Source organism: Streptococcus sp. ELY_137 (assembly GCF_058314515.1).
Map to the genome: position 1 here is coordinate 249,333 of NZ_JBZFUL010000001.1, position 19,769 is coordinate 269,101.

Consider the following 19,769-nt stretch of genomic DNA (forward strand, 5'->3'; position numbering starts at 1 on the left):
GTCCGTGAACTGTCGGTAAATTTGAGAAAAAATTGTTATCCCTTAAACTCTTACTATCTTAAACAGAAAGGAAACATTTTATGAATGAGAACCGTCATATTAACTGAAAAGTCTGATCAACGCAAAGCCTACGCTAAGGCTTTGGGTCAGGCTACCCATAAGGGAGCCGTTTCTATCGTCAGGTCTAGTCCCTTTTTTGAGGGAGAAGTCCGTTTAATTGCTCCCGAGGGGCATTTATTTGAGTACCCCTTACCTCAGGATAATTGGGACTTATCCAAATTGCCATTATTGGACATTTCCTTTAAGGATCTTCAGTTGAAAAAGGATAAGCGATCTCGGGATCTCTTTAAACAGATTTCTCAGGAGGTACAAGCTGCGGATCAGGTGATTATTGGAACCGATGCGGACCGTGAAGGGGAGCGAATTGCTTATGCGATTCTTACCTATATTCCATCAGGTTTAGACAAGGTTTTTAAACGGCTTTGGGTTCACTCTATGAGCTCAGACGGCATTAAAGAAGCCTTTCAGCAGTTGCAAGCCCCAGAAGAAACCTATAACTATTTCCTAGAAGCAGAGGCCAGAAGTCAAAGCGATTGGCTGGTGGGAATGAACTTATCTCCCTTCACAACACTCCGTTTGCAGTACCAAGGGAAGTTGCGACGGGGAAAAGGGAGCGCTTTATCTGTCGGTCGTGTCCAAACGCCCATTGTGCGCCTGATTTGTGAAAACGATCTGGCTATTCAGAACTTCCAGCCGCAGCCTTACTATAAGCTGGATCTGCAGGATATGGTTCATCAAGTGACCTTTACTTATAAGGATCCGTTGGTGACCAGTGAAGAAGCCTTGACACTGTTACGAGGGTTAGAACCTGCCAGCCGAGTTGTTGGTATCAAAGGAAAAACTGTTACCAAACTGGCGCCAGATTTATTTTCTTACTCCAGTCTCACGGCTCTGGCTTCTCGCCGCTTTGGCTTTCGAGCAGATGAGACGCTAAAATATTTAGAAAGTCTCTATCTGAAAGGGTATATTTCCTACCCTCGAAATCAAGATGTGACGCATATCACCTTCAAGGAGTTTGACTATCTTAAGAGTTTAGTAGCTGACTACCAAAATCTCATTGATTGCCATTTTGAAGTGGCCCATCCTGAACCTAGGGAGGCTTATGTTGACCCTAAACAGGTTGAGTCTCACTATGCAATCATCCCCACCCAAAAGCTACCTGACCTAGGTGGTCTGTCTTCAGCGGAGCACTTGATTTATCAAGCGATTGTCAAACGGAGCTTGCTGATGTTTGCTCCAGACTACAGCTATGAAACAACGCAAGTCACCCTTTTAAATGCGGGTCTTGAATTTAAAACTTCAGGTTACCGTATTTTAGAAGAAGGCTGGCGGGGCTTGATGGAGAAAAAGGTCAAAAGAGATCATTTGTTGCCTGACTATCAACTGGATGGTCTGATCCCAACCAAAGCGGTTGTCCGATCGGAGATGACAAAACCGCCAAGGCGATTGACTGAAAGCTTGCTAATGGGGAAGGTCTTGCCAAGCTATGGCTTAGGAACCTCAGCTACCCGAGCGGCGATGCTGAAGAAGATTCAGGAGGCTGGCTATGTTCAACTGGATAAGCAAACAGGTCAATTTTACCCAACTCAAAAAGGGTATCTCTTAATTTCAGCTCTTCAGGATAATGACTTTTCGGATCCTACGACCACCGCAGGCTGGGAAAGTTTCTTGGAACAGATTGGAAAAGGAGAATTGTCTCCTGGAGAATTTGTTGATGGGATTAAAGAAAAATTGACCCAACAGATGACACGCAAAGGAGGTCTTTATGGCAGATGAATCCGCAAAAAATCTGAGTGCTTTAGAGGAATTGGCCGATAATCTATCCGCTAAAGTTCTGTCAAAGCCTGATGATTATGAAGTCTACGGCCGTGACGAAGAGGTTCAAGATGTCATCCTCGCATTACTGCGTAAAGGCAAAAATAGCCCGGTTCTGATTGGGGAGCCGGGTGTCGGAAAGACAGCTGTTGTTGAAGGACTGGCCTTGAAAATTGCAAGGGGACAAGTCCCTCTTCAGTTACAAGGGTTAACCGTTTATAATCTAGAACTGTCTAATTTGACAGGAGAGGGGGATTTTATTGCCAAGTTCAAGCAAATCATTACTGAACTCGTGGAGCGGCGAGGAGAAGTCCTTCTCTTTATGGATGAAATTCATACGATTGTCGGGGCTGGCGGTCAAGACGGCCAAGCCTTAGATGCTGGAAATGTCATCAAACCAGTCCTGGCTCGCGGGGAAATTCAGCTGATTGGAGCAACAACTCTGGATGAGTATCACGACTATATTGAGACGGATAAAGCCTTAGAACGACGGATGCCGCCCATTATGATTAATGAGCCAACCGAGGATGAGGCTGTTACGATTCTTCAGTTGGCTAAAGGTCCCTATGAAACCTTTCACCGAGTGACTTATACAGATGAAGCGATTCAGCAGGCAGTCAGTTTGTCTGTTCGCTACATTACCGATAAGTACCTTCCTGATAAGGCTTTTGATTTAATGGATGAGGCTGGGAGTCTGGCTGCCAGCCGAGGTCAAACAGCCATTACGGAAGTTGAGATAGCAGAAATCCTCAAACGAAAAACAGGAATTCCTGTCACGACGATTCTCGAAGGGAATGATGACCGCCTAATTAATCTTGATAAGATTCTCCATCAACGGGTTAAAGGCCAAGATGAAGCCATCCAAGCTATGTTACGATCGGTTTCTGTCGGGGAAGAAGGGCTGCAGGATGAAACAAAGCCTTATGGGACGTTTTTGTTACTTGGTCCGACTGGTGTCGGAAAGACCGAGTTTGCTAAAGCAACGGCAGAAGGACTCTTTGGATCCGAGGAAGCGCTCATTCGCTTTGATATGTCTGAGTATGGACAAAAAGAAGATGCTAAGAAATTCATTGGGGATACCCAGACACGTTCCAGAGGAGAGTTGACGGAAAGCGTTAAACGCAGACCTTATAGTGTTTTGCTCTTTGATGAGATTGAAAAGGCTCATCGGGATATTTTGGATTTGTTCCTGCAGATCCTGGATGATGGGCGTTTAACGGATGCAACTGGTCGGCTTGTAAGCTTTAAAAATACCTTAGTTTTAATGACGACGAACTTAGGAGCTAAGGCTGTGCTGGATCAGTTTGATATTAAAGGGGATATTTATAAATTGGATCCTGACCGTCTTTTGAAATTTCAAAAGCGGATGACTAGTGTTTTATCCGATGATTTACGTCCCGAATTCATCAACCGTTTTGACCACAAGCTGATTTTCAATCCCTTGACAACCGACATTATTTTGGAAATCGTCGATAAAAATATGGTCATCGTGTCACAACGTTTAGCTAAGTATGGCATGAGCCTTAGTTATGACCAGGCTGTTGCAGACTATTTAGCCAGAAACGGAACTGACAGTAAAAATGGGGCTCGTCCGTTGGCCCGTTTAATTTTAAATCAAGTTCTTGCTCCAATTGCTGATTTAAAACGGCAGTTAAGACGAGAACAGGGTTCAGTGATTGGCTACCATATCGTGATTACGGCTGTTGGGGAACTTCAAGATACCTCTCATAAGAAAGAACGGCAACATTTGGAATTTCAGGCACAACTAGAGAAGGTCGCTTAGTTAGTTTAGTTCCGTGAACTGTCGGTAAATTTGTTAAAAAAAGATTATCCCTTAAACTCTTACTATCTTAAACAGAAAGGAAACATTTTATGAAAGAACTTTTAACAACAAAAATGCAGCTAGGCCTATTTGCGGCTCAAAAAGCTTGGCTTACTTTAGGAGCTGGGAACCCATTTAATGGCAGTCAAAATAAAATTGATGAGCTAAGAGGCTGGATTGTTCCTGTCGGGCTCGCAGGTATGGCTTTGGGTGGGGTTGTGACGTTAATCATTTATGGCTTAGCTGGCCAAGAGCTAAAAGAGAAAATGAAGATGAAACTCGGCCGAATTGTTTTATCAGCTATGGGCATTGGAATAGTTCCTGGACTTATCATGTGGTTCTACACTTGGGGCCAACAAGGATTTTAAGGAGGTTAACTTATGGCTTTTCCATTCTTTTCTTCAGGAGAGAAAACCGTAATTTCTGACAATCTCTTTATTAAGATTGAATGGGAAGATGGTTACTCCCCTGAAACTAATGAGCCATTGTTAGACTTGATCAAAGGGATTGATACGGCTATGCCTGAAACCAGTTTCTTGTTAGAGGAAACGCTGCCTTATCTAACGTTTTACCAAACGATGGTCTTGTTAGAAAACCTTAAGCGCCAATTTGGATTTTTCCAACTGAAAGCGTTGAGAGTCTGCCATAAATCAGACGGTAAGGTTTCCAGTCAAGATGAGGTATTTATAAGTCCTTTGGTCATTGATTATGATCTATTGGGCTTGCTGATGCAAGCTGTGCTAGTGCAGGATAGCTTTAAATCCTATCCTTATAGTAAAAAGAAAGCCTACTTTACCGATCAGGTTTTTCCTGCCTATATTGAGAGCCTTAACAAAAATGGTTGGGCTGTCAGTGAGGAAGATTTGCCTGAATTTCCTGAAGCTGCAGAAACCGATCAGCTGAAGGAAGAAACTAGGGAAGCACAAGCTCGGCTGCCCTCAGCTGCGGCCGCAAAAACACCGAGCTGGCTGAAAATTGTGGCTATTACAGGGTTTGTAACTGGTATTTTGGGGCTGTTTTTTGGCTTTGTATCTTTCGGTCGTACGAATCGGTTAGCCAATCAGGTTCATTATCTTTATACGCAAACGACTAGTCTGAAGCAGGTCCAAACGCATGAGCATGAGGTAGATACCTTCTCAAGATACTTCCTCGCAGCTTATTACAGTAATGACAAGTCTGCTCTAAAACCCTTCCTAGATAAAGGCGATGCCCGGTATACCGCCCCAAAGGATGCCACTATTACCTCCACAATTCTGGAAGGCATTAGCTATGATGCGGACTCAAAAACCTATACCCTTAACTATGTCCTAGGTCTTAAAACCAAGGACGATACCAAGCAGTCTCGTTTGACCTTTGAGGTCAAGGAAAACAAGCATAGTGATTATGGTTTTGTTTTAACAGCAGAACCAACAGAAAAATCTTATCCAAAAGATAAGGCTAACTAGAAAGGAAATCAAACATGACAAAAAGTAAAGTACTAACACTCGTGACACTATCAGGCTTAGCCCTGGCCAGTACTGGCACGGCTTTTGCGGATGAGGTTCCCGCTGTTGCGCCGCAAACGTCAGCGGCTACAGTCGTTTCTCAGCCAGCGGCGGACAATACCACTCCGAACGCTCCTGATTCTGGCCAAGACACAGGACAGGGAACTGAAGCCAATCAACCAAGTGCTTCTGCCCCGTCAAGATCGGATGAAGGAACAAGTCAGAATCAGTCCAATCAGCCGTCTTCACAAGAGCCATCTGCTCCTGCTTCGTCCGATACACCAAGCGTACCAGATGCGAGTCAAGCGCAGCCGTCAGGCCAAGAGGGACAGGCAACACCAGCTCCAAGCGGAGACAATGCTGGAACTTCAGCGCCAGATAGCTCAGTCCCAAGCTCTACAACCCCAGATAGTTCTCAGCCGAACGCCTCTGCGCCAGAGTCATCCTCACCTTCCGCATCGACTGATAAGGATAATGACAGTCAACCTCAAGCGGCTCCATCGGATCAGTCTACCCCCAGCGTAAATGGTTCAGATCAAGGCTCTAAACCTGATAGCCAGTCGCAATCTGATGGTTCAGGTCAAAACAACCAACCGTCTCATCCTGCTAGTAACCAGCCAACGGCTGGACAGGCCTATAATCAAGGTCAAAGTCAGGTTGGTCTAACCAGTGATGTTACGGGCCAAGTGGTTCAAGATGTCACACCAGAGGCTCCAGTCACAACTGAAAATGGGACAACAATCGTCTCTGTTCAAGATGGTCAACCAGTCATTCCTCAGCCAGATGGATCGACGCAAGCCGTTGATCCTGGATCTGTAGGTGCTACGGTTAATTCCGATCAGACCCTCAGTGTAAAGGGGGATGATGGCGAAATGAAGACCTTGCCGCATACAGGAGACGGCTCTAGTTCAGCTGTCATGGTTTCTGGTTTAGTAACCATGCTTAGTGCCGTATTACTTTTCATTAAAACTAAATTCAATTTTGGAAAAAAAGATTAAAACACATAGTATAGGGAGAGAAAAATAGATGAATACTTTATTTAATGCAACAGAAAAATTGAATGGCCATGGGTCTTACCGTAAACGTGGCAAAAAGCTGCTGGGAACACTGGCTGTTTCTGGCGTTATGGCTCTAGGGGCAGGTTCCGTTGTTTCGGCGGATGAAACTTCTCCAGCTCCATCGACTCAAGCTGGCCAAACCACTGATCAAACGACTCAGGCTGTCACGGTCGATAATTCGTCAGTTGAAACAGCTGTCGCTAATGCTCAACAGGCAGGGGTTGAGGTGACTCAAACCCCTGCTCAGGACATGGGGGTTGCTCAGAATGATCAAGACTTGGCCACTAAGCAAGCTGAAATTGCCGCGGACCAGGCTAGCCAAGTCCAGAATCTGCAGGCGGCACAAACTGAGGCCTCTGAAACCAATCAAGCTTACCAGGAAGCCAAACAGGCCGTTGATACAACCAACCAAGAGGCTGATCAAGCAGCCCAAGAGCATAAGGACTATGTCGCAGACGTTAAGACAGAGCCTGTCAGTCAAGGGAAAACGGTTGAAGACTATCACTCGGTAACGGCACAAGCCCAAGCTGTTCAAAAACAAAATCAATCGGCCGTCGATCAGCTTAACAAGCAATTAGCGGAGTATCTCAACTCAACCGCTTTTACAGCCAGCATGAAAGAAACCACTCAAAACGTGGATAGCCTGAAATATGGCAATTCAGAAATGCACGCCACTGTGGATTCGGCTACGGGAGCCTTTACGCTAACCCATGATATGAACGATGGGGACAATGACCGTCTGGGCAATCTTGGGACAGGTGTTCTGGACGGGAAGTTGAATTGGCATTCGGTTTCTAATGGGGATGGCAGTCAAACCATTACGATTGACAGCGTAGACCTTGGTCAGTATGTGTATACTAATCATCGTCCAAGCACTGCTGTCAATAAATCAGCTGAAATGGTTGTGAAAGATCTCAATGGTACTATCATCTGGCGCTCAGGCATTTATAATGTCGATAATAACCTCACTCAAACGATTAATACAAATACAGCTATTAACAAATCGGTTAAAGTGGCAGGCAATGGGGCTCAAAGTGATCTGCTGGAAGTCCTGAAGGTTGATGATAACTGGATCATCAATACTCATGGACAGGTTCAAGTGCAGTTCCAGACGGACAACAAGGTACCTGATAAGATTACTCTGGTCAAGCTGACGGCTCCATCAGAACCAGAGCCTGTCAAGGCTAGCTATCACAGCTATCAACTAGCTGTTAAAGTGCCTGAAACTCCAGCGCCTCAGCCAGGGAAGACCACATCAAGTCCGCAGCAGACACCTGCTGAACCCGTTAAGGCTGCTGCCTTGCCTCAGACAGGAGATAAGGAGTCTAGTATAGCAGGCCTCGGCGCTATCTTTGTCGGTCTGTCAGCTCTGGGAGCGGCTCGTTTCAAGCTGAGAACTAAGGAAACCAAATAATTAGAAAGGACCGTTGATAAGACCGCTGAAGCCATCTCAGTATTGCTGAGGTGGCTTTAGTTGTTTTAGACTGTCGGTAAATTTGAGAAAAAAACGTTATCCCTTATGATGAGGTCAAACTATTAGAAAGGAGCATCTAGTATGATGATGGAACCTCAACGCCTAGATGATTTATTGGCGGATTCGCTGCAGTTGGAATATCAATTGAGACAAGACGATAAACAAGAGCTCTTTTGTTCTGGGGATTTAAACAGTCTGGTTCAACATTTTCGCAAGGCTTTTCAATCGCTGACGAAAGCCACCCAGTTTCGGCTGTTTTGTTATTCCAGTTTGCACCTTGGCCAGTTAGACCGCTACCTAAGCCAGCATCAAGAGGAGGACAGTTATGTTTAGTATTCGACTACTATTTGATGGATTGCTGAGCTTTGCCTTTTCCAGCTGGCTGAATAGCTTGTTGAGCTTGACTGGGATTGGGTATCTCGCTTATAAAGGTTATGGTCACTATAAACAGCCTGTTATCAGGTTCGCCAAAAAGATGGGGGATTGGATGAAACATCCGCAAGCCTTAAAGAAACAGCTATCCCCTAAACGTATCCGTCAAGAGCTGAAGCGCAAAGGTCCTAAAGAAGTGGGGCGGTTAATCGTTTGGCCTTTGGCTTGGCTTTTATTGCTGGGATTAAATGGCTTTGTGCGGTTGGCTTATCGGATTTTCCAGGTCTTTTACCATACCTTTTCTAAAGACGGTAGGGAAGCCAAGCGTTTTGAGCGAGAAATGAAACCTTTTTTACGTTTTCGTACTTACCGCTCTTTTGGAACTATGGGCTTGGCTTTTAGTCTCATTGCCCTATTATTGACCAATTATTTGGTCTCTGTTATTCGGGCCATCAATCACTTCTTGTATCAATCGGTCACTAGCCATTTGACATTGGTCACTTTCAATTGGTCCAGTATTTTAATCCGTCGGCTCTGGTACTTTGAAGCCTTTAAACTGGCACCGATATTAGCCTTACCGTTGTTTGGAATAGGTCTTTCTATCGCTTGGCGCTCAGCTTGGGTCAATTTCGAACAGTACCGAGACTATAACAACAATGAAAAAGGCAATGATCGGTTTGCGACCATCAGCGAGGTGAAGCGACAATATAAGGCCATTCCCAATAAAACTAAAACCTATCCTGGGAATGGCGGCTTTCCTGTGATGCACTTGAAAAAGGCTTCTTTACCGGGGATCACTTTAGGCAGTCAAATGCTTTGGCAAAATCGCACGGTTAGCCGTTGGCTAAGCGACTGTCAACGCTTTTTGAATAATTTTGCGACCCCATCAGGTACCTATTATATTGACGATGGCACCGTTAATGCGTTATCAGCTGGGATGACTCGCTCGGGTAAAGGGGAAGGCTGGATCACGACCACTATTGAAATGAACAGTCGGGCAGAAGTTCAGCCTTCTATGATCATTGGAGACCCGAAAGGGGAACACTACCAATCAGAGTACGAAACCTTGCGGAAACGCAACTATGATGTTGAGGTGCTCTCCTATTTAAATATTGATTACTCAATGTCCTATCAGCCTCTTCAATTGGCTATAGAGGCGGCTAAGAAGGGGTATTATGAAAAAACACAGAGCTATATTAATGCTGTAGCAGAAGCCATCTACCGCCATACCAAACCAGGCATGGGCAACGGCAACGCCAAGTATTTTGAAGATAGCTCTATTGCTCTGTTTACGGCTGTCGCTATGGCTCTGCTGGATCGGGCTCATGAAACGGTTGATAATGGTGAAGAGGATGCCTGGTCAACCGTCACCATCCGTAATATCGCTAAATTCATGATTAATCTAGGCTCTGAAACGGTTTATGAGGATCCTGACGGCAATCTGATTGATCATCCGACTCAGGATATGATTGTGGAGCGGTGCTCAAAAATCACGGCTTATTTCAATAATCTTCAAAAGGTTAATCAGGTCCAGCATTCTAAGTTCAGAGAACAGGCCATCTTAGCTTTTGCCTCGTCAAATTTTGCGGCAGGTGAAACACAAGGGAATATCTATTCTAGTATGATGTCAGGGATCAACCTTTATTTGCAGGATAACATTGCCAAGCTAACATCACTGAATTCTGTTGATTTAGCCTCCTTTGGGTTCCCTCGTCGGCTTTCCATTTACTTTAAGTTCAGCACTAACAAAGAGCTGGCTAATAGCTATGCCTTTCAAAAGGCTCAGGTCACCATTAAGGGTACGAATCATTTTTTTGGCTTGACGAAAGAAACGATTTATGTGGATCATCAGGCAGCTGATGTTGATGGCTACGGTTACTTGAATATGGTTATTGAACCTAAGCTGCCTAATCACTTCACCATTGAAATTGCCTTTGAGGATGAAACTTTTGTGCTGGCGGCTGAAAAAGTTTATCGCTGTCATGAGGGCACTAAACGCTACATTTTGGATGATTACACTAAGAAACCTATTCTGGATAAGATTGACCTGTCTATCGTTTCTCAACCAGAAGGCGGTCTCCTAGAGCCGTCAGATATTGAGTTGGTTTATTCAGATAAGCCAAAGGCGATCTTTTTGGTGACGCCACCCAATAAAAAAGAGTACAATGCGCTGGTTACTCTGTTTCTGGACCAACTCTTTAATGTCAATGCTGAGCTGGCTGGAACAGCTCCTGGCCGTAAGTGTGTGAATCGCATTACGCACATTTTGGATGAGTTCACGAACCTTCCCGCTATTCCTGACATGGACACTAAAATTTCAATTAATCTAGGACTTAATATTCTCTTTTATCTATGGGTTCAAAACTTTGAACAATTGGATAAGGAATATGGTGAAAATGTCGCCAAGACTATTAAGGACAACTGTTCTATACAGGTCTATATTAAATCAAAAGGGAAGACGACGGAATACTTCAGCCATGAATCAGGACACAAGACGATTACCGTCCGCAGCCGATCCAGTAATATTCTGGGAGATGAAGCCAATCCCAATGTCAATGTCAACCAAGAAAAGCAGGAACTGCTGGATAAGAGCCAGTTGTCTAAACTGCAGGAAGGAGAAGCTCTGATTTTGCGTGGGGTTAAAGCACGAGATAATCACGGATTTAAGATCATTACCTATCCCATTTTCCTAACGGGTAAGACGGCTATGCCTATGCGGTATATGTTCTTACAGGACGAATTTGACCAGTCCAAGAGCTTCTTTGATATTCCTGTGGACAGTCCGCACCGTTATCTGGACTTGCAGGATATTGCGGTTCCAGCGGATCAGGCTTTGGATAACCTGATCAGTTGGCGAATGTTGCTGACGAACCCAATGCGGCAGGGAGAAGCCCCTAAATTAGCTCCTCGCAAGCGTCCCTTAACCAAAACGCAGTATAACACCTACGAGGAACAGCTATCGGCTCATGTGGCTGAGGTCTTGGGGAGTGCAGATTCCTCTTCAGCTGAAAATGCGTTTGAAGATGATTGGGATCTAGAGGATATGAGTGATGTCCTTTAACCAAAAAACTCACATTAAACGGAGGAGAACAAATGAAAAAATATAGAGTTGTATTACCTAATCCTCATGGAGAGGGTAAGAGAGTTTTTGCACTGATACGAACAGCTTTTGGAATCTCTATATCTCGCTTAGGTAAACAAGCCTACTACTTTAATCGAGATAACACAGAATTGACTGAAGCGGAAATTAAACAAGAATTTGAATGGGCGTGGCCGTTCGCTGTGCCTGTGGAGGAATAAAGGGTAAGTCTCTCTTGATAAGAGTAATGTGCTCTAACGATAAATATCCTTATTATAATAGTTATATCAATAAGGATTAAAATAGAGATAAAAAAGTATTTTGCTATTGATTTTAATCCTTATCTTTGTTATACTGACGGTAAACAAACATGTAAAAAAGGAGAAGTAAGATGAAAAAAAGTCTGAAGCTCGTCCTAGCAGCGCTGTCCCTTTTCACACTTTTTGCCTTAGCGGCTTGTTCACAGTATACCAAGGAAGGCATTCCTAAGGATTTGAAGGAATCTTATAGCGGGACGACTGAGGGTATAGGCTACACTACTTCAGCTTTTAATGATGACAGTGGTAAAGATACTCTAAAGTTCAATACTAAGAAACATATCATAACAAATTCAGATGGTGAGCGTATCTATTTTAAAGTCATTACTGAAAAAGATCTTAGTAAAATTGATAATGTTAAAAATTATAAGAAGGTATACAATAGCCATAAATCAGATTATGAAGGGAAGACTCATTTTCTGATTAAGGCAGATCCACATAAAGAAGATTTGAAAAATGACCGTGCTGGTATAGAAGTTTACTGCATCGTTTTATCGGATAATGGTAAGAGTATGCACCTATTTCAATTGGAAAATGATGCTCAGTATGAGTATTTTGATTTCAAAGGTACTGCTAACTAGAAATTTTATAAATTGACTAAGGGTCTCACCTTGTGAGGCTCTTTTTTAATTGTCCGTGAACTGTCGGTAATTTTTGTAAAAATCCATTATCCCTTATCCTTGAGCCATCAAAAATAGAAAGGATAAGTCTATGGATTATCAAAAATTCTCTGACTTGGTGAAGGATGTTCCAGGTTTAGATGGTAAAAATCTTGATGATGATACAGCTAATAAGCTGGTCCAGTTCTATCATTACTGGTCTCAATACCTTCACCCTCAGGGGGCCTTCTGGGCCTTTATTTACATGTTGCCGGGAGGCATTGCCAAGTCGCTCTACCAGATTACGACTGCTCTGGAACATGTCTATAATAATCTCTTTAAACTGTTTGGCCTCTTTGGGTATTTGGGGGATCAACAGACGATTATCGGTCAGATTTACCATTATGGCCAGCTCTTTGGATTATCAGGCTTCCTGTTAGTGTTAACCTGGAAAATGATCTCAACGGCTTGGGGGAAAAAGCCTAAGTATGGCGAATACTTTAGTAATTTTCTTCTAGTGACCTTTGTCATCTTTGTCCTCCCTTTGGGGATTACTACTTTTGGGACAGCTATTGCTCAGGATGCGCAAACAGCCCGAACCATGACCTCCAATGGGAAGGGCTTTAGTTCTCTCGCCCTTCAGCCTCTAAAGTCTAATGTGGTGGACCTGAAAGTTCTTATCAACAATGACTGGGACACCTCCAAGTTTGAATTGGATGATCAGGGCAACCTCAAACCGATTCAGAAGTCGGGAGTTGAGCTAAATTACATCACGGATAACAAGAAACAACGGGAAAGTGGCAATTATGTGACCAATCTTGATTTCACGGCTAACTACGGGGCAACCAATACTAAAGTTTTAGAAGATATGGATTCCGAAAACAATGGGGCTTATAAAGGTGTCAAGGGCCTTTTTCTGCATAAGCTGGACGCCAACAGTTCAGGCCTTGAAACTATTGATGAGCATCGGTTCGCCAAAGGCCTCAATGCCATGGAATCCACCTACATGCGCTATCAGGTGAACTGGATCGGGATGTTCTTACAATACGGGCTTCTGATTTTCTTGTTCCTCTTTATGGCGGTGAAACTGGGTAAGTCTGTGGTTGATATTGTGCTGCAGGGCATGATTTTCCCGATTCAGGGTTACTTTACAGCGGCTTCCAGTGCTAAAAAGAATAAAGAGCTGCTCATGACGATCTTTAGTGCCTTTATGGGGATTCTCTTTGAAGTTATCATCATGCGAGTGGTCTTAGAGATTTGTCGAGATTTCCCAAGTCTCAGCCTAGCGGCTGTCAAAGGCCTGGGGGACTCTTTCTTCAGCGGACTGACCATGTGGGAACAAGTCCTGGCTGCGGCTCTGGTTTATCTCGGAACATTCCTGGCGGCTATGCAAGGCTCTTCGGCGATTGAACGCTGGCTGGGGGTCTCTACAGGTCATTCTGATGCTATGCAACAAGTGGCTGGCAGCTTGCTGATGGCAGGTGCTTTAACACAAGGTGCTACAGCTTTTGGCCATGGAGCCGCTTCCGCTGCTGCAGCTGGCGGTAAAGCAGCTTGGACAGGGACTAAAGCGGCTGGCCGTGGGGCTAAGAAGGCCGCTGGCGGAGCGACTCAAGTGGCGGGTGCTCTCAAGGGTATCAATGAGGCCGTGCGGGATCAAGGTGTTGGCGGTGCCTTTAAAAATGGTATGACTAACGGTGTTCGAAAGGCTTCTGATACCATTCAGTCAGGATTAGATTGGGGTACAGATAAGGTCAATGGGGTTCTGGATAAAGGAGCGGATCGATTTGACAGTGGTCAGGTTGGGGCTTACAATGCTTTAACCACTGACCCAATGGATAAACGTCAAACGATATCTGAAATGCGAGAAAACTCAGGTATGGACAATAGCGGTCTTGACAATGCCTTGAGTCAAGAAGCTAAGCAAAATCGTCCACCTAAGACGGCTGGACTGGCTTATGACCCAACCAAGGGGTATGCGAAACGTCACGCCTCTCAGGCTCGCTCTAACCTCGGTCAGGCTAAGAGTAACTTGCAACAAGGCAGTCAACAGCTGAGCAGCGGACAAAACCATATCAAAGGTTATACAAGTGATGAGGATTAAACTATGGGAGTTTTTCACCATCAGGTCGTGGCTATAACAGGAAGTTTACGGCCAGTTACGAGAGAGCAGGCTATCCGCTTTGTTCAGGAACAAGGGGGAACTTACCAGGGATTTGTCTCTGATAAGACGACCCTCCTTATTGCTGGACATAAGCAGTTGGATCTTTTTAATCCAGATAAACGCTCGCTGAAATATCAAGCAGCCAAGACTAGACAAAACGCTGGTCAACCCTTAACCATTCTTGGCGAAGAGGAGTTCTTCAGCCTGATGAAAAAGTCTCACCATGTGTGAGGCTTTTTTGTTTTGTCCTTGAACTGTCGGTAAATTGGTTAAAAAATGATTATCCCTTAAACTCTTACTATCTTACAGAAAGGATGTGCTCTATGAACGAGAACTTTGACACCTTTGGGATCGTTAAAGATACCAAGACGGCTACCAAAATGTGGATGTTCCTGATGAGGGATTTCCTCATCATTGCCGTAACGGTGACCATCACCTTTATGTTTGCGCTGAATTATTTTCCGCCATCCATGTGGGCTCAAATGCTGCTCTTTATGCTTTTGGTTCCCAGTTTAGCTGTCTATTTATTACTGCCTTATAACGGCGGAAAACGCAATTATCATGCGGTCTGGCTGACGATTAGACTTCGCCGCCATCGCTATATTGCCCTTAATTCTATGGAAAAAAAGGAGGCTGAGAAAACGCATGCCAATTGAAAAAAGTAGTCAAAAGGAGAGACAGGAATCTAGCTTACTGTCCAAGGTTTGGCGGAATGCCAAGATTGATAATCAAACCTACTTTGATCTTCACTCAACTGTAGAAGCCCTTCCCACCAAAAGCATTATGTTCACCCGTAAAGGCTATATTGACTTGGTCAACAATGGCTATCTCCAGTTGATGGAGATTCAAGGGAAGGATTTAGACTCTTTATCGGAAAGAGAGACCCTTCGGACACTCTTAAATTTTCGGCTCTGGCTGACTCGGTTCACTCCTGATTGTCAAATTGAAACCACCACTCTGCCAACCAATACGGATCCTCAGATTAAACACTTACGCCATATCTTGGCTGAGGTCCGTCAGGAACTAAAGCTGGTTCCAGAAGGCAGCCAGCGGTATCTTCAGCTTAAAGACCGTGAAGATGGCTTGAAGGTTCGGATTTCTGTTGAACAGGTTATCCGAAAGAAAAATTATAATCATGAATTTATTTTATGGCTGTGGGGCGAAAGCACCGATAAGCTAGATGACGTTGTCTCTAAAGCTAAGCGCTATGGCAATGGCGGTTTGCTGCCTAGAGACATCCCCCGCTGGAAAAAGTTTCAAATTATAAAACAATTTTACAACATGAACGAAAAGATCTAGGAGGAGAAAATGCCGACACTATCATTAAAACGCCAACGTCAGTTAAAAGAAGATGGTTACGACTTGGATTTTCTTTGGCAGGTACAGCCGCAAGGTGGGATTATATTTCTTGCAGATGATTACTGGAAAAGCGGAGATGGCTATCATACCTGCCTGCATTTTTATATGTTTCCTTCAGAAGGATTAGAACGATTTTGGCTTCAAGACTTGACCCAGCTGAAAGACACACAATCCTTTGTGTCTATCTTGCATCGAGACAGCGATGAGGTTAAAAAAGAACTAGAAAAGTCCATTGAAGAAAAAATGACTCGGATTTCTGAAAAGAATAAAACCACGACGAACATGAAAGAAATTGATGAGGTGGCTGATCTTCGTCAAATGTTCCGAGAAATTGATAAGCAAAACATTGGGGTACTTGCCTTTTATGTTCGGGTTTATGTATCAGCTTGGACAGAAAAAGACCTCTTTAAGAAGGTTGATGAGATTAAGGATAAAACGTCCGCTTATAAGTCTACGATTCTTTTAGGGGAACAGGAATTGGAATTTCAGGCCCCTTTTATTCCAACGTCTAAACAAATTCTCTTGCCCAACAGCCGTCAGCCGCAAACCGTCCGTGCTCATGACTTGGCGGGTGGTTACTTTTTTAATCACACGAAGCTAGAAGATGAACGGGGATCGTTTTACGGGCTAACGAGGACAGAAGGCGTAGTTAATTTTAATTTTTTAACACGGGATGATAAGCGGACAAGGTCTTTTATGATTATTTCTGGGAATCCTCGGATGGGACAGACCACTTTCCTATTGCGGCATACTGATGATATGTACCACCGAGGAAACTTTATTAGAAATATTGATGCTTCTGGAGCTTTTAAAGAATTGACCAGAAAACAACAGGGCAAAATTCTTGATTTATCTGGTGGTGAAAATCGGATTAATATCTTCCAGGTGTTTCCTCAGGCTACTGAAGAAAATGGGCTTGATGTTGATGAAGAGGAGTCCTATAACCTCCATATCAATAAGCTTAAGAATATTCTTAAGCTCATGAATGAAGATGTGACCAATGATGATCTCGCCACTTTCCAAGAAATCCTTAATGAGTTTTATATTGATGAAAATATTTGGGTTCAAAACCCAAGTCTTCATAAAAACTCCCTGCGAGCTACCAAATTAGAACGGGATGAGTACCCCGTTTTATCAGACTTTATTCCTTATCTGGAAGATTATGAGCGCTCGTTAAAGGCTCAAATAAATGTTGATGAAGTTGAGCTGGCCTCAACGAAACGCATTAAAAAAACATTTAAATTAATGCTTAGCTCATACGGGGCTATCTTTGAAGGCACTACGGAGTTTGAGGATATTTCTCAAGAGCAGGTTGTGACCTTTGATTTTTCTAAGTTAAAAAGTGACGATAATCTTTTTAATGCTCAAGTCTTTAATGTGCTCTCTATTATTTCTGCGGATGTTGTCAACAACGGCAAACGCTGCAAGCAGGCCATGCGGGATGATCCTCAGCTGCAGGAAGAAGATATGCCCCACTATATTGTTAATATTAGTGATGCCCAAACCCTACTTGACCCTCGTTTTGAAATGAGTGTTGAGACCTTAGCGAACGTTATCGGCTATATGGGAGATAACTTTGCCGGCGTTGTTCTCTCCGTTAATTCTCTTCAAGGGATTATCTTTGAGTCTGGCGGGGGTATTGAGAGAGACCCTTATGTTATCGCAGTCAGACGGATATTTGGAATGATGCAGTACCGGGTCATGGCTCAGACAGATGAAACGACTGTCCCACTGTTAGCGAATGCTCTAGCAGGATCTATGACAGAGTCAGAACTGGAATCCCTGCCTGAGTTAGATCGAGGAGAGCTCTTCTTAAATATCGCTGGCGTCGGGAATATCGTGTTTACCCAAAGTTATTTGGATTATGATCAGTATCGCTACGGTCAAATGTATTAAAGAAAGGATAAATGATGTTTAGAGGACGACGAAACAATGATCCCTACTATGGAATGGGACCTATTGAGAAGCAGAAAGCTAAATTCCATGACTATGTTGTGATTCGTAAAGAAATGGGCCGCCGACAAAAAGAATATTTTGCTTCTGAGGGTGAGTCTGATCCTGAACGGTTACGAGCTCAGGCCGAAAGGAATGAGGCTTTTATTCGATTTCTTAAGAAGGCTGGCATCTGGGTTGGTATCCCGTTAATTCTTCTCTACCTATTGTTAAAAACTATGGCTGGCCTTTGGTGAGGGGGATTCTATGTCTGATGTTTTGCGTAAAATTGGGAGATGGCTCTTTATAGGCACCTTCATCGGCGGCGTTTTTGTCGCTCTTGTCTTAGCAGTTTCTATTTTAGGCGCTGTTTCAGGGGCGGTTGGTTCCAGATCTAATTGTTCAACGGATGATGAGGTCACGGAAACCACACCAGCGGCCGACAGTCCCTCCATCTCTTCAGATGCGGCTTCGGTGGACAAATTCGTCAAAGATCATAAGCAGGCCTATCTCAATAGCTGGAAGGTTGGGGGATTCTTGCCATCGGCATCTATCACGCAGACCATGCAAGAGACCAGCTTTAACTCCAGCGTTCCGTCATTTGGTCAGGCCCATAATATGGGCGGTGTCAAATGGTCAACTGCAACGGACTATCCCGATACGCTCAAGCTGTATGGGAGTGATGCCGTAGCAGCGACTGGTAGTGGAACGACCGTTGGTGATAATACGGGCGGTGGTTATGCCTATTTTAAAAACTTTGATGCTGGGATAGTCGGTAAAGCTGAGTTTATGCGAAACCAAACGCTTTATAGTAAAGCTATTAATAATAGTGATGGAAAAAGCACCCTTGATGCGATTGCGGACGGCGGATGGGCAACGGCCCCTGATTATAAAACCAGTCTTGAAACCCTTTATGAGTCTGTTGGAAAACGCTATGCTTGGTTAGATAAGGAAGCTATCAAAAAATATGGGGAGAAGCCTGTGAAAACCTCTAAAATTGGTAAAGGCGACGGTTCCTCTGATGAATCTTCAGATTCTGGGACAGAGTCGGATTCCGATTCGGAATCCAGTGCTAAACCCGAAGAAGATTGTGACAATAGCGAGTCGGATTCTGACGATGGTGCAACTGATGGTTCTGGTACGGTTCCTAGTGATGCTATAGCTTGGGGGTATAAACCCGATGAAGTTCCAAAGAGCTTAAAAGACTATATCCATAATCCAGAAGATTTGGGACTTAAGTATGGTGGCCCTGATAACTGGGTAGAAGGTTCTGGACAATGTGTTGACCTGACCGAAAGCCTTGGGAATCTGATTTGGGGACATACAGGAGGTATTAAAGGGAATGGAATGGCACAAGCACAAGCATGGGCCAGTCAAGTCTTTCATAATAGCGTGAAGACTACTCCAAAAGCTGGAGCGATCTTTTCAACCCCAGTCGGCGGTGGTGGAAACGGTCATACTGGGATTGTCTGCCATGTCTTTGAGAATGGTGATATCTTGTTAATTGAGCAAAATACTCCGATTTCAGGCAGTGATTTTTATGGCAAAAATGATACTTGGAACTATCGAATTGCAACCAAGCAATTCCAGACGGACAATCAGTATACTTACGCTTATCCCGACGACAAGAAACCCAAATGGAAGAAGTAAAGGACACGATCATGAAAGAAGGAAGAAAGAAAATGACCCCGATTATTATTGGAGCTCTCTGCATACTGGTTGGCGCCTTGATGATTATTGTGGCTGTGCAGCAAAAGCCAGCTGATAAAATACATCAACCCAAAACCAGTCAAACCAGTTCTTCTCATTCCTCAAAAGGACTGACAAGAAACGAACGCAATCACCTGAAACTTAAAAACAAGCTGGAACATCCCTACCAGAAGGCCTCAGCTGAAGACAGTCAAAAATGTCAGGCCGCTATTAAGGATGCTCTGAATTATTTGTCTTCAGTTGAGGGGCTGTCTAAAGTTGAGCCGTCAACGGATCATCATCTAGGGATGACCAGCGGTGTTAATCTGACGCAATTGGCAATGGTGGTCAAAGCCAATGGCTATCACTTTGAAACCGTTGAAGTGTCAAAATCTGATAATAAGGATGTTGTCCAATTCATCGTTACCTTGACAAAATCAGGTGAGGATAATGTCTATTTTGCTGGGAACTATAATATCGCAGCTGATCAGCTGGCCTTCTCTCAGTTTTCTGGCGGTAGTAACCTAGGCGGGTTCTATGGCTAA

18 protein-coding genes are annotated in these 19,769 nt (G+C 44.0%); all 18 read left to right on the top strand.

The window, feature by feature from the left end:
- Nucleotides 1–84: 84 nt before the first annotated feature.
- The 18 genes from AC4HAO_RS01245 (at nt 85) to AC4HAO_RS01330 (ending at nt 19,769) form a co-directional block, all read left to right on the top strand.
- A complete protein-coding gene (locus AC4HAO_RS01245) occupies nt 85–1,836 on the top strand; it encodes a type IA DNA topoisomerase (RefSeq protein ID WP_491134331.1) in 1,752 nt (583 codons plus the stop codon).
- Complete coding sequence (locus AC4HAO_RS01250; RefSeq protein WP_491134332.1) at nt 1,826–3,658, top strand: AAA family ATPase; 1,833 nt, start codon at nt 1,826–1,828, stop codon at nt 3,656–3,658. Before AC4HAO_RS01245 ends, AC4HAO_RS01250 begins: the two co-directional genes overlap by 11 nt.
- 89 nt (nt 3,659–3,747) lie before the next feature.
- Nucleotides 3,748–4,065 carry a hypothetical protein gene (locus AC4HAO_RS01255; protein ID WP_491134333.1) on the top strand — a complete coding sequence of 106 codons (318 nt, stop codon included), beginning with the start codon at nt 3,748–3,750 and terminating at the stop codon, nt 4,063–4,065.
- A 12-nt stretch (nt 4,066–4,077) separates the two neighbouring features.
- The gene (locus tag AC4HAO_RS01260; RefSeq protein WP_491134334.1) at nt 4,078–5,142 is read left to right on the top strand and encodes a hypothetical protein; all 1,065 of its coding nucleotides are present in this window, start codon (nt 4,078–4,080) and stop codon (nt 5,140–5,142) included.
- A gap of 14 nt (nt 5,143–5,156) precedes the next feature.
- Nucleotides 5,157–6,179, top strand: a complete 1,023-nt coding sequence (locus AC4HAO_RS01265; RefSeq protein WP_491134335.1) for an LPXTG cell wall anchor domain-containing protein — start codon at nt 5,157–5,159, stop codon at nt 6,177–6,179.
- A gap of 28 nt (nt 6,180–6,207) precedes the next feature.
- Nucleotides 6,208–7,653, top strand: coding sequence for an LPXTG cell wall anchor domain-containing protein (locus tag AC4HAO_RS01270; RefSeq protein WP_491134336.1), 1,446 nt, complete (start codon nt 6,208–6,210; stop codon nt 7,651–7,653).
- A gap of 141 nt (nt 7,654–7,794) precedes the next feature.
- Nucleotides 7,795–8,046, top strand: a complete 252-nt coding sequence (locus AC4HAO_RS01275) for a hypothetical protein (protein ID WP_491134337.1) — start codon at nt 7,795–7,797, stop codon at nt 8,044–8,046.
- Nucleotides 8,039–11,146, top strand: a complete 3,108-nt coding sequence (locus AC4HAO_RS01280; RefSeq protein WP_491134338.1) for a VirD4-like conjugal transfer protein, CD1115 family — start codon at nt 8,039–8,041, stop codon at nt 11,144–11,146. Before AC4HAO_RS01275 ends, AC4HAO_RS01280 begins: the two co-directional genes overlap by 8 nt.
- A 32-nt stretch (nt 11,147–11,178) precedes the next feature.
- Nucleotides 11,179–11,385, top strand: a complete 207-nt coding sequence (locus AC4HAO_RS01285; RefSeq protein ID WP_491134339.1) for a hypothetical protein — start codon at nt 11,179–11,181, stop codon at nt 11,383–11,385.
- Nucleotides 11,386–11,555: 170 nt separating this feature from the next.
- Nucleotides 11,556–12,062, top strand: a complete 507-nt coding sequence (locus AC4HAO_RS01290) for an amino acid transporter (RefSeq protein WP_491134340.1) — start codon at nt 11,556–11,558, stop codon at nt 12,060–12,062.
- Between the two features lie 130 nt (nt 12,063–12,192).
- Entirely contained in the window at nt 12,193–14,184 is a 1,992-nt protein-coding gene (locus AC4HAO_RS01295; RefSeq protein ID WP_491134341.1) for a pLS20_p028 family conjugation system transmembrane protein, read from the top strand.
- Between the two features lie 3 nt (nt 14,185–14,187).
- Nucleotides 14,188–14,475 carry a BRCT domain-containing protein gene (locus AC4HAO_RS01300; protein ID WP_491134342.1) on the top strand — a complete coding sequence of 96 codons (288 nt, stop codon included), beginning with the start codon at nt 14,188–14,190 and terminating at the stop codon, nt 14,473–14,475.
- Between the two features lie 92 nt (nt 14,476–14,567).
- Nucleotides 14,568–14,900 (top strand): DUF5592 family protein, encoded by a 333-nt coding sequence (locus tag AC4HAO_RS01305; protein ID WP_447452677.1) that lies wholly within the window; start codon nt 14,568–14,570, stop codon nt 14,898–14,900.
- Nucleotides 14,890–15,543, top strand: coding sequence for a hypothetical protein (locus AC4HAO_RS01310; RefSeq protein ID WP_491134343.1), 654 nt, complete (start codon nt 14,890–14,892; stop codon nt 15,541–15,543). Before AC4HAO_RS01305 ends, AC4HAO_RS01310 begins: the two co-directional genes overlap by 11 nt.
- 9 nt (nt 15,544–15,552) lie before the next feature.
- Complete coding sequence (locus AC4HAO_RS01315) at nt 15,553–17,499, top strand: virulence factor (protein WP_447452675.1); 1,947 nt, start codon at nt 15,553–15,555, stop codon at nt 17,497–17,499.
- Nucleotides 17,500–17,513: 14 nt separating this feature from the next.
- Nucleotides 17,514–17,792 (top strand): hypothetical protein, encoded by a 279-nt coding sequence (locus AC4HAO_RS01320; RefSeq protein WP_447452744.1) that lies wholly within the window; start codon nt 17,514–17,516, stop codon nt 17,790–17,792.
- A 10-nt stretch (nt 17,793–17,802) separates the two neighbouring features.
- Entirely contained in the window at nt 17,803–19,185 is a 1,383-nt protein-coding gene (locus AC4HAO_RS01325) for a CHAP domain-containing protein (protein ID WP_447452674.1), read from the top strand.
- 11 nt (nt 19,186–19,196) lie between these two features.
- The gene (locus AC4HAO_RS01330) at nt 19,197–19,769 is read left to right on the top strand and encodes a hypothetical protein (protein ID WP_491134344.1); all 573 of its coding nucleotides are present in this window, start codon (nt 19,197–19,199) and stop codon (nt 19,767–19,769) included.